Origin of the sequence: Lysinibacillus sp. NPDC058147, assembly GCF_042884205.1 — a bacterium.
Classification (GTDB): domain Bacteria; phylum Bacillota; class Bacilli; order Bacillales_A; family Planococcaceae; genus Lysinibacillus.
Genome location: NZ_JBHVUJ010000006.1, coordinates 171,292 through 185,461, shown reverse-complemented (window position 1 = coordinate 185,461; position 14,170 = coordinate 171,292). Strand labels below are relative to the sequence as shown.

Below are 14,170 nucleotides of genomic sequence, written 5' to 3'. Positions count from 1 at the left end.
CATAACAGCTTCCAATCTTTATATCCTTACTCTCTCGGAAAAAATTACTGTCATTTTCCATCTAGTTTACTTTGATTTTACTTTCGTTTTTTAAGCTTAATGTAATGAATTCAAAATGGTAAGGAGCACATAACATGGAAACTGTTATTCAACTACATCAATTAAGTAAGAGCTTTAAAGGAGTTGAAACCGTCTCGAATGTCAATATGAACGTTAAGAAGGGAGAGATTTATGGGTTTTTAGGTCCGAATGGGGCTGGAAAAACAACGATTATGAAGATGATTTTAAACTTAGTAAAGCCAACTTCAGGTGAAATTAAAATATTGAACCAATCCATTTCTACTACTTCCTATCAATATTTGAGCAAAATAGGCAGTATTATCGAGTACCCGGAATTTTACGACAGGCTAACAGCGAAGGAGAATTTAGAGCTTCACTGTGAGTATATTGGAGTTTATGAAAAAGGAGCTACCGAAGAGGCATTAGAGATAGTAGGTCTTAATGGTGTTGAACATAAAAAAATACATGAATTTTCTCTAGGGATGAAGCAAAGATTAGGCATTGCACGTGCCATTGTTGCCAAACCGGAAATTCTTATTTTAGATGAGCCGATTAATGGTCTTGATCCAATCGGTATTAAAGATATTAGAGAACTCTTGCTACATTTAAAGGAGAAGCTTGGAATCACCATATTAATATCTAGTCATATCGTGTCAGAAATAGAATCAATAGCAGATACAATTGGCATCCTTCATCATGGGGAATTATTGAAAGAGGTAAGAATGGAGGATATTCGAAAAGAGAACATGGAGTATCTGGAGATAAAAGTAGACGATGCAAAAAAAGCGATTCATGTGTTAGAGAACAGGTTAGGAATTCAAAAATATGAGATTGTCCATCAACATTGTATTCGAATTTTTGAACATGATATTTCTCAATCTCAAATTAATAAAGAACTTATATTCAATAACATTGCTGTCAATGGCATTGAAAAACAGCAACAGCATTTAGAAGAGTATTTCTTAAATCTTATTAATGGAGGGAATCAAATTGCTTAAACTAGTAAGACTTGAATGGAAAAAGAATAGCATGTCTAGCTATTTCAAAGGCTTAATCATTTGTATTATTGGAATTTTTGCGGCTGTTGCACTTATGGCAGTTGGTTCTGCAGATGAAAAGATGTTTCAAGATTATACAGATTTTATGTCTTTGACAAATATATTAATTCGCATTGTTTTTATCATTTTTTCGAGTGTAATTCTATCTCGTTTAGTCATTGACGAATACAAAAATAAGACGGTTCAATTATTATTTACGTATCCATTAAAAAGGAAAAAAATGATTCTTGCTAAGCTGTCTTTAGTTTTCGGATTTTGTTTCTTTAGCATTATCATTGCGACCTTAATGATGAATATCGCTGTTTATTTTTTAAATCCAATGATGAACTTCTTTGAATCTCCTGTTGAGATAAAGGAAATGGTAGCTACTATACCGTCTACTTTTATCATTGCTTTTATGATGGCTGGGGTAAGCATAATTCCTTTGTATTTTGGTATGCGAAAAAAATCAACAGCTGCGACAATTACATCGGCTGTTTTAATTGGATTTTTGATTAATGCAACGGTTGGGGATACATCAGCTAGTTTATCTCAATTTATCATTGTCCCAACAATAATGTGTCTATTAGGGCTTATGATCGGTTATCTGTCCTATTATAAAGTCGACAAAGTAGATTTAACCTAAAAATGAGAAATGAGGATGTAAAGTGAAAAAAGCAATCATAGCCTTAATATTCGTTATTGCGGTAGGGGGAGTATTCTTCACCCTTAACATCAATGGAGAAAAGAGCAGCATTGAAGAGCAGTCCTTTGATGCTAACCAAATTGAAGAACTAGAACTAAACATAGAGTCCTGGAATATAGCACTAGAAAATACAGAGTCTGATAAGCTAACAATTGAATTTGAAGGTAAGCAACAACAAAAGCAGCAAGACAATCCTGTTGAAATTAAGAAAGACGGAAATAAAGTAAAGGTACTTCAACAAGACACTGAAAAAGGGGCTATGAAAAACTTTAGCTTTGGAAAAAAAGATACTATTCACATTTTTATCCCTAAAAATGCAGTGAAGAAGATTGCATTAAAAAATAGTTATGGTGATATCAAAATTAACAACATTGAAACAGAAGAACTTTCGATTTCCACGGATTCTGGCTCTAAAACCATTAAGGGATTGTCGGCTGATAAAGGGACTATCACTTCAAAAGATGGTGAATTGAGCATTGTAGACAGTGCTTTAAATGAATTAACGATAGCTGCTGCAAACGGAGATAGCTATATGACTAGAGTCAACGGCTTGAAAACGAAAATTACTTCGACTAGCGGTGAAGTTTTAATGAAAGAAGTTATCGAAGGAAAAGCACTATTTGTAGAAACGGCTTTAGGGGATATTACGATTTCATACAAAGAGACACCAAAATCATTAGAGCTTATAGCGAATAGTGAATCATCTGACATAAGCGTTAATTTAGAAGGTTATCAGAAGGAAGAACATACGGATCAATTAAAGAAAGGTAAGATTGGTGATGCGTCAAACAAATTGGAACTAATTAGCAAAGAGGGTATAATAACCGTAAAGTAAAAACTTACAATCTGTGAGGTTAATGAATAATGTTAAGCGGTAGTGGGGGAGAAAGATGGATAGGTTATTGCAAGAGATCGTTACTTGGGCCAACAAGGAAGATAAACCAATCGTCATTGGTATTTCAGGACATGGTGCAGCAGGAAAAACAACGTTTGCTAATAAGCTTATTGACTGTTTAAACCAAAGTGAAGTGAATTATATTAATACAGACCCGTATATTGTTAGCTCGGATATACGCAAGCATACAATTATCAACTATACCTTTCGGAACGCACAGCATCAGTTTAAAATGACCGCTTGCCATCCAGCAGCACATCATTTACCCTCTTTGGAAAGAGATATTCAGATGGTTAGAGAAGGTCTGGATTTATTGACAATTGATACGCATTATATGAAAAGTACATTAATTTCTTCAAAATCTAAAGTAACCATTGTTGAGGGAATGAGCGTAGCATTTATTAATCCGAAGTTATTTGATTTAAAAATTTATTTTTATACAGATGGTGAGACAGAATTAAAGAGAAGGTCAGGTCGTGATGTATTTGAAAGGGGAACTGATATCAATTATTTAATGCAGTCGCATGAAGAACGTAGAATTCAATATGAATTGTTTATGCACTCATATAGTCAGCATTTTGATATTATTTTAAAAACCTCTGATGAAGTAATATGTCTAGAAAAAAATACCTTTGATAATCGCTACAAACTTCAATAACTTCAAGAGCCTTCACAGGCAGAAGGCTCATTTAATATTGAAACTTCACGCGGACAGTCGCATTAATAGTCATTTGACCTTGTTCAATAGGTGTAGAAACGGTGGAATCAACCGACGTCATGGATCTATATAGGACTGGTTCGATTTCATGTTTCTCAATGATTTCGATTGGCTGTGGCTGGATGGGTAAACGCATCGTCTCGGCAATTGTTTTAGCTTTCATTTGAGCATTATGAAGAGCTAAACTTAGTGCCTGCTGGTAATAGGCATCCGTATTTTCAATGTTAAAGTGGATAGAGGAAATGCGGTTTGCACCATTTTGCACAGCTGTATCAATGACTGAACCAACCTGATTTGTATCAGTTACTTTAACGGTAATGGCATTTGTCACTTCATAGCCTTTAAAAACTTGTTTATTGTTCTCAAATTCATAAGAGGTGCAATATTGTAGCCCGCTGTTTGGATATGTTCTTTTGGGATATGAAGAGCTAAAATGGATTGTATGACACGATTCATAATCATCGCATTTTCCTGCTGAGCATCTTGTACATTTTTTGCTTGTGTACTTACCTCTACTTGAAGCTGGACAGAGCTTGCTTTAGCCATAACTTTTCCATTTCCGGTTACAACTATAACACGTGGTACATAAGGAGTTTGCTGCCCGACATTTGTATAATACATAGAATACCACCTTTCGAAAGGCTCATACTATGCAAGGTGAAAATCATTTAACAATGAAGAAAAGCGTCTAGTTAATGCTTTGACGCTTTATTTGTGCATAAAAATATTCTGTTATACCATTTTTAATAACGCCTCTACACCAGACATTCCTTCAGTAATACCAAGTTGATGCGCTTCATATGTCACAGATTCTAATGGAGCCGTCAATAGCTCATCAATTGTTTTCACACCAACTGCCCGACCAGCAATAATTTTTCGGTCTGCTAAGCGATCATTTAATAGACCAACATCTAAAGCCCCGCACATAATGTAGCCAGTATCATTTGAAATTGTCAGCAGTGTTGTTTTTGGTAATTGAACAATTATCGCAGTGAAAAAATTGCCTTTAATCATAATAGGCTCAATTGTTACCATCCGAAATCACTCCTTTTCTCTATATACATATGGCAATAGATAAAAAGGTGTTCGACATTTTCACTAAAAAATTATTTGTTATCTAAAACGAACGATGCAAATGTATTATCCTCGATCATAACTTTTAAAAACCTTATAAATGATGTCACAACCGATTAAGTGAATTCGTTATAAGGTAAAAAAGGAGGAGTTATGATGAAGAATATTGTCATTGTAGGCGGAGGTTATGCAGGATTAAATTTATTAGAGGGATTAAAAAAGGAATTTCAAGGTCAAATCGGGAAATCAGTAAGAGTTATTTTAATTGATAAAAATAGTTATCATTTTAAAAAAGTATTACTTGTTCGGGCTGCGATAAGGGATATAAATTTGAAAACACCTTTTAGCGAATACTGTCAGAACGGAATCGAATTTATTCAAGGGGAAGCATTAGCTCTTCAGAAGCAAAATCAACAAATTACTATTAAGATGGAAAACGAGAAAACTATAAATTTATATTATGATTACTTGGTGCTGGCATTTGGAAGTGTAATTAGAGAGGTATCTAAAGATTTTGGTGGAATCGCTTTAAAAGATAAGCAGAGCTCCATAGAAATAAAAGAACAACTATTGTCACTGATGGAATCATTTAAAGCCTTGGAGAAATCACAACAAAACCAAAGTTTATTTAAGGTAGCTGTTGTAGGTGGAGGAATCGCAGGTATTGAAACAGCTGCTGAAATTGCTGCGTGGTCTAAAGAAAAGTTGGCAGAAGCAGGTGTTAACCCAAGTTTAGTGGAAGTTTTACTTTTTGATGCAAAGGATCGGCTTTTACCAGAAGCACCTGTGAAAGTAAGTGAAAAACTGGTCAGCCATCTTAAAAATATTGGGGTAGTCATCAAAAATAAAACAAGGGTTTCTCATTGTAAAGATGGTCAGTTATCTACTAATGATGGCCAAAAATATTCTGTAGGAACTTGTATCTTTAATCCTGGGGTAGAAGCAAATCCAATTATTTCTAGATTAGGTTTACCCATCTCAGAAGAACATCGAATTATTGTTAATCATTCCTATCAGGTTAAAGATGAGGAACATATTTATTCCATTGGTGATTGCGCATTAGTAGTAGATTATAAAAATAATCATCCAGATGGTATGACATGTAAGGAAGCTATTCCACAAGCGGCAAGGCTAAGTAAAATATTGAAGGCAGCAATAAATCAAACACCAGTGAACATATTACACGAATCATATCCCATAAAATTCTTTTGTATTAGTTTAGGACCAAATAACGGGTTTATGTGGACACAAAAATGGGGGCTTGATTTTACGATAACTGGAAAAATAGGTGCAAGAATAAGAAACTATACTTGGGAATTAGCAAGTCTTCAAAAATAAACAGAATATGAGGTGAGCAATGGATAATGAGTTAATAAGTCAGCTGTATAAAGAGTATAAATCACTGCTTTTTTCAATTGCCTATCGCATGACAGGTAGTGCATCAGATGCCGAGGATATCGTACAGGATGTATTTGCACAGATAGGGAAAAACGGAGTAAATCATATGGACAATATAAAAGCTCTTTTATGCAAAATGGTGACGAATCGTTGCATGGATTTGTTAAAGTCTTCAAGGAAAAAAAGAGAATTATATACGGGAACATGGCTGCCTGAACCTCTAGCATTACATGAGGATGATCCTTTGCTTACTATTTTAAATGATACGAGTATTTCACTAGCAATTATGATTTTGTTTGAGGAACTAAATCCAATTGAGCGGGCTATTTTTATTCTGAGAGAAGTTCTTGAGTATGAGTATCCAACAATTGCTGCAATCGTTGATAAAAGTGAGATTAATTGCAGGAAAATTTTAAGCAGAATAAAAAAGAAATTACCTGAGCTAGTTAGAAAAAATAGTATAGTTACAGACAAATTGGAAATGAAAAATACAGTGACTGTTTTCATGTCTGCTTTTCAACAAGGAAAGGTCAGTGAACTTGTTCATATTTTAAAAGAAGATGTTGTTTATTATGCAGATGGTGGAGGAAAGGCTACAGCTGCATTACATCCTATTTACGGTCGTGAAAAAGTTTTCCGTTTATTATCTGCTCTTTTCTGTAAGTTTGAAAATAATGAAGATAATTATACATTAGAATTGATGAATATTAATGGGACAACTGGCTTAGCATTAATATTCGAAAATAAAATTCAGGCAGTAATTGGCTTCGAAGTTGGACATGGACAAATCGAAGCAATTTATTATATGGTAAACCCTGAAAAGTTAAGATATGTTGCTGAAAATTGATTTATGCGTAAAAAGTTAAAAGAATCAACTCGTTTTATATGAGTTGATTCTTCTTTTACATTATTTTGTATAAGAAAGCATAGCTGTTTGCTTGAAATTTTTTAATGCAACCGTGGCCTCGTTTTTAGTTTTATACTCGAACATACGATAAGTATTTTGTTCAAAAACTGTAATAATCCACATAAATGAAAAATCCCCTTTGTTGTTTTGTGCTATAACAATCGGCAGAATAATTAATTTTATCTTTAGTTGTTATATATCAGTTGCCTTTCATTTTACACTAATTAGTAAAAAAATAAAGTGCTATGTGAGAGTTTTCACATTTCGTTCAAAATATAACCGGAAATTTATTTAATTTTTTTGTATGAAATGATTTTTTGAAAAGTTAAGAGGAGAAAACAGCCAAACCTATACAAGTATAATTCATTGTAATTCGCAAATAGTAAGTTGACGGAGATATGTGAATTTGATCTTGGGAGGTGATGCTTATGACACGTAAATATATATTGTCCTTATCCCTTTGTTTTTTAGTCATATCGGTATTTTTTACAGGGCTGACAACCTATGCGGATAAAGGTCGACCTTATTATGAGGAGACAGGGGAAGTTGTGTGGGACATTAACACAAAAGACAAAATAATTGCTTTAACCTTTGACGATGGACCTCATCCCAAATATACGGCAGCTATTTTAGATTTATTGGCAAAGTATGATGCAAAGGCGACGTTTTTTATTATTGGTAAAAATGCAGAAAAATATCCAGACGTTGTTTTACGATCTTATTCAGAAGGGCATGAGCTGGCCAATCATACGTATTCACATCCGTTTAAAGCTTCCGTAGCTGAATTACAGGCACAACTGCGTAAGACAAAGGAAATAATTTATGGTATTACTGGATTTTCACCAATTTTGTTCCGTCCTGTAGGTGGTTACTATAATGATCAAATGATCAATGCTGCTGTAAAGGATGGATACAAAGTAGTTATGTGGTCTTGGCATCAGGATACTCAAGATTGGAAACAGCCGGGTGTCAACAAAATTGTCCAAAAGGTGATGAAGGGATCGAAGCCTGGAGATGTTATTTTGTTCCATGATGGAGGAGGAGATCGTACGCAGACCCTTAAGGCGCTGGAAGAAATCTTACCAGAACTTAAAAAACAAGGTTATACATTTGTCACAATATCCGAGTTGATCAAAAGCAAACAGCAACAAGAGCAAGTGCAATAAGGAAAAACAAGCCATCTCAGCAACCTGAAATGGCTTGTTTTTTCCTCGTGACAGTAAATCTGTCATAACGCAGCGGATATTTATAATTAATTATTTCAATATTACCAAAATAATAGTGGTGCTAGTGCAATTCCGGCAACCGCTCCAAGTGCGATTCCAACGCCAAAACCTGCTCCTCCATAACCCCAACCGCCGTAACCCCAGTAACCTAGACCATAACCGCCAAATCGTCTATCAGGTAGAATCCACACTTGTCTTCTATCCACCCTAGTTATTTCTCCGTAATGTACTCTGCCACCTCGTTCTTCAATTCTTACACGTTTGCCATGATATTGACAACAAAGATTATAAGTATTAGCTGGATTCACAAACTATCCCTCCTTTCGACTTCCTTACAAGCTAATATATGCGGTTGCAATCAGTATCACTAGCCGATTGTCTACTTCGGACATAAGCTATAGTAAGGAGGGAATGTATGTCAGTAATACCAACAGATGAGTGGCTCAAAGAATTAATAGCTAGTCAAAGGCTTAATCTCAGTAAAAATCTTGAGGATTTACAACGCTCTATTCTTTGCGATCGTTTAGTAGATATTTTTATTGGTGGGTCTCCAGATGAAATACAATTTGAACTACAGCAGCAAGGGCTTTTTAATGCACATGAAAAAATAGACATTAACAAGTTAAAAAAACAAAACGTTTGGGAATTAGTACAGAAGGAATTTATAAATTTAAAGGAGAAATGGAGCGGTCCAACTATACCAATCTATATCTTTCCGATAACACAGGAGCAAACTATTACTAATAAAAATGGTGTGGCTTATCCAAATGCTTTGTTTTTATATATTGGAGAGCTTGAAAAGCAGGAGCTTAAAGCATTATTTGCACATGAGTATAATCATGTTTGTCGTCTGCAATATTTAAATAAATCTCTAGATAAAGTGACTCTGTTAGATTCTTTAATTTTAGAGGGATTAGCAGAATGTGCAGTGGAGGAGATTTACGGTGATAAATGGTTAGCACCCTGGTTAGGGTCCTACTCATTAGATAAAATGCAAGAAATTTGGAAGGAGCATTTTTTGCCTCAAATCAATATTCAAGGCTTAAACAATCATGTTGAATTTTTATATGGAGGAAAGCTTCCTCAATGGATAGGGTATTGTATTGGTTATGAAATTGTAAGGACGTATAAAACAAATCATTCATCCAATAACCTGCTTGTAAAAAGCTCAAAGGAAATACTTGCTGGCTCTGATTTTCTAATATAATTAATAACTAAGTAAAAGGTTCATCACCGAAAGTTGGGGATAACATTTTGTTGAAACGTTAATAATGAAGAATGGTTGATTGTAGTGGAGGCTGGACGCCCCCAGGAAGCTTTGCTCTGTGCGAAAGCGTAGCGTCAGCAACAAAGCGCCCAGCCGGAACGGAAATCAACCCCACGCTATGAGGATAGAAAAATAACCAGTTGCCGATCAATACTCGACAACTGGTACTCTAGTTTATTTAGATAGCAATAATTCCTATTGCTACAGCAATGAATAGTAAAGTAATGCTCAATCCCCACATCCAGAAGAAAGAGTATTTTAAGTGTTTCCCCATTTCTAAGCCTGATAAGCCTAAAGCTAACCAAACAGCAGGGGCAAGTGGCGATACAAATGTACCTACAATATTACCAATAATCATTGCATAGGCAGTTGAAAGAGAATCAATATCGAAAGATAAGCCAATCTGTTCAACTACAGGGAATAAAGCGAAGTAATATGCATCTGTACTTAGTAATAAATCAAATGGTACACCTAATACCCCGATAATGATATGTAAATAAGATGATAGGGCTGATGGTAGAATGTTCACAGCGTTGTTAGCAATTGCAGTTAACATCCCTGTACCATTAAGTATACCTAAAAATAATCCAGCAGCAATGATGATAGATGCCATCGTTAAGGCATTCGGAGCATGTGCTCGTACACGTTCCATCTGTTCTTTAGGAGAACGATAGTTGATTGGTAAGGCGATGGCCACCCCAATTAAAAAGGCTAATCCTGCTGGTAAAATACCTGCAACTAAAATTCCGATAACAAGAACAGTAACAATTGCATTAATCCACAATAGTTTTGGTCGTTGTAAGCTTGTATCTACTTCTGATGAAACAACACCTTGTGTAATAGCATGATCATCATTTGTGAAGTCAAGGGTACCATATTGTTTTAGAATACGGCGCTTTTCTCTAAAACCAAGGAACACCGCTAAGGCTATCATTAACACGACACCGATGATTTGAATAGTGATTAAAGGATACCAAAGTTCAGTTACATCCGTCTCTAAAACTGAAGCAACACGACCTAATGGACCACCCCAAGGAATCATATTAATTACTGCTGCAGCCCCTCCAACTAGTAACAGCAATAGATATGGATTCATGCGTAAACGTAAATATAAAGGCAATAATGCTGGGATTGTAATTAAAAACGTTGAAGCTCCAGAACCATCTAGTTGCGCCACTACAGCAATTATCACTGTTATTACTGCTACGACAATAATGTTTCCTTTTGAAAGCGCAATCATTTTATTGATCAATGGCTCGAATAAACCTACATCCTGCATAATACCAAAGAAAATAATAGCGAAGATAAACATAACAGCTACGTTCATCACAGAGCTTAATCCAGAACTAAAGAATTCTCCTAATTCATCGAAATTAAAGCCAGCTATAAATGCTGCTACGATAGGTGGTATAACCATTGCTACAAGTGGTGATACTCGACCACTAATAAGTAGAGCAACAATAATAATAATTGTTAAAAATCCGATTATACTTAAACTCAAAAATATTTCCTCCCTTTGTGACCAATCATTCAGATTATTAAAAAAATATCATAGTGCCAAAGAGAGGAAAACAATATAGTCATATGTTAAATAAAGAATATAATATTAGTTTTGTTCATAAGTTCCATGATATACATATTTCCGTTCAGGTCTTCCGACAGTGCCGTAAAGTAATTTTGTCTGTAAAAATTGCTCGCCAACTAAATATTCTAAATAACGGCGAGCTGTCGAACGACTCGAACCAATGAATTCGCTTAATTGTAAGGCTGTAACTTCCTGGGTTTTGAGATCTTCAAAAATGCTTTTAACAATTTGTAAAGTGTGCAAATCAATACCTTTGACAAATGCTTCTTCATCTACTATTTTATTGTTCGATTCACTATAAAATAATCCATCAAGGTCATTTTGAGTGACATTTTTGCTATTTTGAAATAAGCGAAGTTCCTGCAAATATTTCTGAAATGCGCGTTGAAGTCGTTGCTCTTCAAAAGGTTTTATTAAGTAATCTAAAATTCCTAAGTCTAGTATATCTTTTATTAAACTTAATTCAGTTGCTGCTGAGATCACGATAATTTTTATAGATGGATAGTGGTGACGTATATGACTTACTAATGAGCTACCTTCAACATCAGGAATATACAAATCTGTTAATATAATTTCCGGTAAATTAGAAGTCATCTTTAGCTTTTCAATCGTTTCTTTTCCTGTACGTAAATTTTCAGTGACGATAAAACCTTTTATATTATGAACATAATCTGCATGAATTTTTGCTACTCTAAAGTCATCTTCAATAATCCATACGCTTTTTGATGTTGTCATTCTCAATGTCTCCTTTAGGAACTATTATTAAAAAACATGCTCCTGATAAATCACCTGAATCCAATAAAATTTCCCCATTTATCTCCTGAAGGGCTTTCTTGCTTATAGCAAGTCCATGTCCGCGATCTAACCCTTCTTTAGTAGATACCCCTTTTATAAAAATTTTATCGTACATATTGTTATCAATACCTGGTCCATTGTCTTGAATCTCAAATAAGTAATGATTTTTATAATTGTTAATTGATAGTTGAATCACTTTATCTGAAGATTCCCAGCTTTTTAAAGTTTCAATAGCGTTTTGAAGTACATTACCAAGAGCTGTTAGAATAGCGTTTTCTTGCTGCTTAGATAATTCGATCGATGAAGAAATTTCGATTAGCTCGAGTTTGATGCCTAACTCTGCGGCCTCTGCTATTTTCCCCTGAATTAATGCAAGTAGAAGAGGGGTTGTTATATTGCTATTTAAAAAAGCTTGATTTTTAAGTTGTATGCTTCGTTCTTCTTTAATAAATTCAATGGCTTCGTTGTAATGTTTATGAACAAGTAAACCTAAAATGATATGGAGCTTATTAGCAAATTCATGAGTATATGCCCGTTGAACATTTGCATATTGTTTCATCTGTTTTAATTCATCAATGATTTTTTGAATATCTACTTTCTTTCTAAAGGTGTATAGTGAACCGATTTTCCTTTTCTTTTCAACTAAAGGTGTTTTATTTAAAATAATAATATGCTCATCAAGTGGTAGCTCTAAATTATAAATGCTTTTCTCTGCAACAATTTTAGGCGTAAAAATATGCTCAATTTTTGTACCCATCCAATCTGATAGAGATTTATTGTGAGCTGAATCTAGCATTTCATAAGCACTTTTATTAATGGTAGTAATTTGATTAAAGTGATCGACAGCTATTATACCCTCGGCTGTTGTTTCTAAAATAACCTTGTTTTGTTGATATAATTTAGCAATTTGAATAGGTTCCATATTAAACAATAATTTTTTTATATATATGGAAATAACTATTGCACCTAATATGCCTATTAACAAAATAATAATGGTGTATTTGCTCCATTTATGAATGTAGCTTTCGATAATTGTGTCGATATTTTCTGTTAAAAAACCGACAGATACAACCCCGATAATTTTATTGTCTAATATGATGGGGGCTTTACCTCGAATAGATTCACCTAATGACCCCATAGTTTTAGAAATATAAGCTTGTTTATCTAGCAATGCTGCATCGTTGTCTCCACCAACCATTTTTTCTCCGATTTTATCTTTTAAAGGGTGTGAATAACGAATTCCTTCAGAGTTTCCAACGACAATAAATGCTGCATCAAATTCTTTTCTTAAAGGCTCAACGATTGGTTGAATGATTTCACTCGGCTTTTCTTTATCAAATGCGGTGATGATTTCTTCCATAGAAGCGAGGGTTTTTGCAATATTTAATGCTTCCTCTCCCATCTGTTTTTCTGTTGTATCCCGAATATGTTCTTGTAAAAGATACATAAACATACCACATATTAAAAGAATCAAAATACTTATTAAAAAAATCATTTTAGCTGTAAGAGATTGGAACCAACTTCTCATATTTCACCTCTATGTAGTTTGATACTCGGAATTAATTTTTCTTCGTATAGGCACTTTAAAAAATAAGTGCCAGTATGCTAACAAAAACATCTCAAAAAGAGTGCATTTGAATTAGTCTATCATAAATATCCAACAAATAGAGAAAGGCCCTCAAGCTTGATTTATTGTAAAATAATGGGAAATCATCACCAAAAGATGTGGATGACATTTGATGAAACGTATGTTTTGTATGTAAGTTGATTTTCGTTCTGGCTAGGCGCACCCAAGAAATCGCCCAGCCGGAACGGAAATCAACCCCCGATATGGTGAAGAGCATTGATTTTTGATATTTAATACATGCCCTTCAAGGATATTGACACAAATTTTCCGCTACAATATAAGGAAGGGGTGATTGTAATGTCGAATGAACTTAAAAATATATTACCACCAGTTATTGATTTATCAACGAAGGTGCTAATTGTCGGCTCAATGCCAGGAAAGCAATCATTAGAGAAGCAGCAATATTATGGTAACCCACGCAATCACTTTTGGCCGATTATGGGGGGAATATTAGAAGTAGATGTACCTCAGGATTATGGACAAAGATTAAAATGGTTAATGAGCCATCATATCGGTCTTTGGGATACAATAGAGTCATGCGAACGCAAAGGGAGTTTAGATGCGGCCATTCGCAATGAAAAACCGAATGATTTTAAAACGCTCTTTGAACACTACCCGAATATTGAGTTAGTGCTGTTTAATGGCGCAAAGGCGTTTGAGGTTTTTAAAAAGCATATTGGCCTTGAGGTTTTAGATGGTCGAGCATATCAGAAAATGCCTTCTACTAGCCCAATACCAGGAAAAAATATTAAATCCTTTGAAGAAAAGCTTGAGGATTGGCGAGTGATGTACTCTTATTTGCCTAGATAATTATATTACAAAAAATCCCCTCCGATTAGTGTTGTTTGACGGAGTAGCCACCTTGTAAATACGAA

Annotated in this window: 15 protein-coding genes and 1 pseudogene; 9 read left to right on the top strand and 7 right to left on the bottom strand. The window is 34.6% G+C overall.

Features of this window, described 5'->3' with window-relative positions; all coding sequences use genetic code 11:
• Positions 1-134 precede the first annotated feature (134 nt).
• Genes ACFVT8_RS18135 through ACFVT8_RS18120 form a run of 4 tightly spaced genes read left to right on the top strand, consistent with a single transcriptional unit; the run spans position 135 to position 3,356 of the window.
• Positions 135-1,058 (top strand): ABC transporter ATP-binding protein, encoded by a 924-nt coding sequence (locus tag ACFVT8_RS18135; RefSeq protein WP_387084518.1) that lies wholly within the window; start codon positions 135-137, stop codon positions 1,056-1,058.
• Positions 1,051-1,743, top strand: coding sequence for an ABC transporter permease (locus ACFVT8_RS18130; RefSeq protein WP_387084516.1), 693 nt, complete (start codon positions 1,051-1,053; stop codon positions 1,741-1,743). The genes ACFVT8_RS18135 and ACFVT8_RS18130 overlap by 8 nt, the downstream gene beginning before the upstream one ends.
• A 22-nt stretch (positions 1,744-1,765) precedes the next feature.
• On the top strand, positions 1,766-2,638 hold the full coding sequence (locus ACFVT8_RS18125) for a DUF4097 family beta strand repeat-containing protein (protein WP_387084514.1): 873 nt from the start codon (positions 1,766-1,768) through the stop codon (positions 2,636-2,638).
• A 55-nt stretch (positions 2,639-2,693) separates the two neighbouring features.
• Positions 2,694-3,356 carry a uridine kinase family protein gene (locus ACFVT8_RS18120; RefSeq protein WP_387084512.1) on the top strand — a complete coding sequence of 221 codons (663 nt, stop codon included), beginning with the start codon at positions 2,694-2,696 and terminating at the stop codon, positions 3,354-3,356.
• 31 nt (positions 3,357-3,387) lie between these two features.
• Here the strand turns inward: ACFVT8_RS18120 and ACFVT8_RS18115 are convergent.
• Both ACFVT8_RS18115 and ACFVT8_RS18110 read right to left on the bottom strand, forming a co-directional pair.
• A pseudogene (locus ACFVT8_RS18115) lies at positions 3,388-3,962 on the bottom strand (SIMPL domain-containing protein).
• A 186-nt stretch (positions 3,963-4,148) separates the two neighbouring features.
• Positions 4,149-4,451: a YunC family protein gene (locus ACFVT8_RS18110; protein ID WP_132361317.1), complete on the bottom strand. Its 303-nt coding sequence runs from the start codon at positions 4,449-4,451 to the stop codon at positions 4,149-4,151.
• A 192-nt stretch (positions 4,452-4,643) separates the two neighbouring features.
• Here ACFVT8_RS18110 and ACFVT8_RS18105 point away from each other — a divergent pair, with 192 nt between their 5' ends.
• Both ACFVT8_RS18105 and sigJ read left to right on the top strand, forming a co-directional pair.
• On the top strand, positions 4,644-5,828 hold the full coding sequence (locus ACFVT8_RS18105; protein ID WP_387084510.1) for an NAD(P)/FAD-dependent oxidoreductase: 1,185 nt from the start codon (positions 4,644-4,646) through the stop codon (positions 5,826-5,828).
• Positions 5,829-5,847: 19 nt separating this feature from the next.
• Positions 5,848-6,735 carry an RNA polymerase sigma factor SigJ gene (sigJ, locus tag ACFVT8_RS18100; RefSeq protein WP_387084508.1) on the top strand — a complete coding sequence of 296 codons (888 nt, stop codon included), beginning with the start codon at positions 5,848-5,850 and terminating at the stop codon, positions 6,733-6,735.
• Between the two features lie 60 nt (positions 6,736-6,795).
• On the opposite strand, the gene ACFVT8_RS18095 is transcribed toward sigJ, so the two are convergent.
• Positions 6,796-6,918, bottom strand: a complete 123-nt coding sequence (locus ACFVT8_RS18095) for a hypothetical protein (RefSeq protein WP_256469487.1) — start codon at positions 6,916-6,918, stop codon at positions 6,796-6,798.
• A gap of 305 nt (positions 6,919-7,223) precedes the next feature.
• Between ACFVT8_RS18095 and ACFVT8_RS18090 the strand changes: the two genes are divergently transcribed.
• The gene (locus ACFVT8_RS18090; protein ID WP_387084506.1) at positions 7,224-7,961 is read left to right on the top strand and encodes a polysaccharide deacetylase family protein; all 738 of its coding nucleotides are present in this window, start codon (positions 7,224-7,226) and stop codon (positions 7,959-7,961) included.
• 101 nt (positions 7,962-8,062) lie between these two features.
• On the opposite strand, the gene ACFVT8_RS18085 is transcribed toward ACFVT8_RS18090, so the two are convergent.
• Positions 8,063-8,329, bottom strand: coding sequence for a hypothetical protein (locus tag ACFVT8_RS18085; protein WP_387084504.1), 267 nt, complete (start codon positions 8,327-8,329; stop codon positions 8,063-8,065).
• A 107-nt stretch (positions 8,330-8,436) separates the two neighbouring features.
• On the opposite strand from ACFVT8_RS18085, the gene ACFVT8_RS18080 reads away from it, so the two are divergent.
• Positions 8,437-9,228: a DUF2268 domain-containing putative Zn-dependent protease gene (locus tag ACFVT8_RS18080; RefSeq protein ID WP_387084502.1), complete on the top strand. Its 792-nt coding sequence runs from the start codon at positions 8,437-8,439 to the stop codon at positions 9,226-9,228.
• Between the two features lie 238 nt (positions 9,229-9,466).
• Here ACFVT8_RS18080 and ACFVT8_RS18075 read toward each other — a convergent pair whose 3' ends face one another.
• From ACFVT8_RS18075 to ACFVT8_RS18065, 3 genes are all read right to left on the bottom strand, one after another.
• Complete coding sequence (locus ACFVT8_RS18075; RefSeq protein WP_387084500.1) at positions 9,467-10,789, bottom strand: CitMHS family transporter; 1,323 nt, start codon at positions 10,787-10,789, stop codon at positions 9,467-9,469.
• 105 nt (positions 10,790-10,894) lie between these two features.
• A complete protein-coding gene (locus tag ACFVT8_RS18070; RefSeq protein ID WP_387084498.1) occupies positions 10,895-11,608 on the bottom strand; it encodes a response regulator in 714 nt (237 codons plus the stop codon).
• Positions 11,577-13,163, bottom strand: coding sequence for an ATP-binding protein (locus tag ACFVT8_RS18065; protein ID WP_387084496.1), 1,587 nt, complete (start codon positions 13,161-13,163; stop codon positions 11,577-11,579). The genes ACFVT8_RS18070 and ACFVT8_RS18065 overlap by 32 nt, the downstream gene beginning before the upstream one ends.
• Positions 13,164-13,592: 429 nt before the next feature.
• Between ACFVT8_RS18065 and ACFVT8_RS18060 the strand changes: the two genes are divergently transcribed.
• A complete protein-coding gene (locus ACFVT8_RS18060; protein WP_387084494.1) occupies positions 13,593-14,105 on the top strand; it encodes a DNA-deoxyinosine glycosylase in 513 nt (170 codons plus the stop codon).
• Positions 14,106-14,170 lie beyond the last annotated feature (65 nt).

What these genes read in the sequence shown, in the direction of transcription:
- ACFVT8_RS18095 (WP_256469487.1), bottom strand. Translation starts at nt 6,918, where the DNA reads ATGTGGATTATTACAGTTTTTGAACAAAATACTTATCGTATGTTCGAG.
- sigJ (WP_387084508.1), top strand. Translation starts at nt 5,848, where the DNA reads ATGGATAATGAGTTAATAAGTCAGCTGTATAAAGAGTATAAATCACTG.
- ACFVT8_RS18060 (WP_387084494.1), top strand. Translation starts at nt 13,593, where the DNA reads ATGTCGAATGAACTTAAAAATATATTACCACCAGTTATTGATTTATCA.
- ACFVT8_RS18120 (WP_387084512.1), top strand. Translation starts at nt 2,694, where the DNA reads ATGGATAGGTTATTGCAAGAGATCGTTACTTGGGCCAACAAGGAAGAT.
- ACFVT8_RS18110 (WP_132361317.1), bottom strand. Translation starts at nt 4,451, where the DNA reads ATGGTAACAATTGAGCCTATTATGATTAAAGGCAATTTTTTCACTGCG.
- ACFVT8_RS18090 (WP_387084506.1), top strand. Translation starts at nt 7,224, where the DNA reads ATGACACGTAAATATATATTGTCCTTATCCCTTTGTTTTTTAGTCATA.
- ACFVT8_RS18135 (WP_387084518.1), top strand. Translation starts at nt 135, where the DNA reads ATGGAAACTGTTATTCAACTACATCAATTAAGTAAGAGCTTTAAAGGA.
- ACFVT8_RS18070 (WP_387084498.1), bottom strand. Translation starts at nt 11,608, where the DNA reads ATGACAACATCAAAAAGCGTATGGATTATTGAAGATGACTTTAGAGTA.
- ACFVT8_RS18105 (WP_387084510.1), top strand. Translation starts at nt 4,644, where the DNA reads ATGATGAAGAATATTGTCATTGTAGGCGGAGGTTATGCAGGATTAAAT.
- ACFVT8_RS18080 (WP_387084502.1), top strand. Translation starts at nt 8,437, where the DNA reads ATGTCAGTAATACCAACAGATGAGTGGCTCAAAGAATTAATAGCTAGT.
- ACFVT8_RS18065 (WP_387084496.1), bottom strand. Translation starts at nt 13,163, where the DNA reads ATGATTTTTTTAATAAGTATTTTGATTCTTTTAATATGTGGTATGTTT.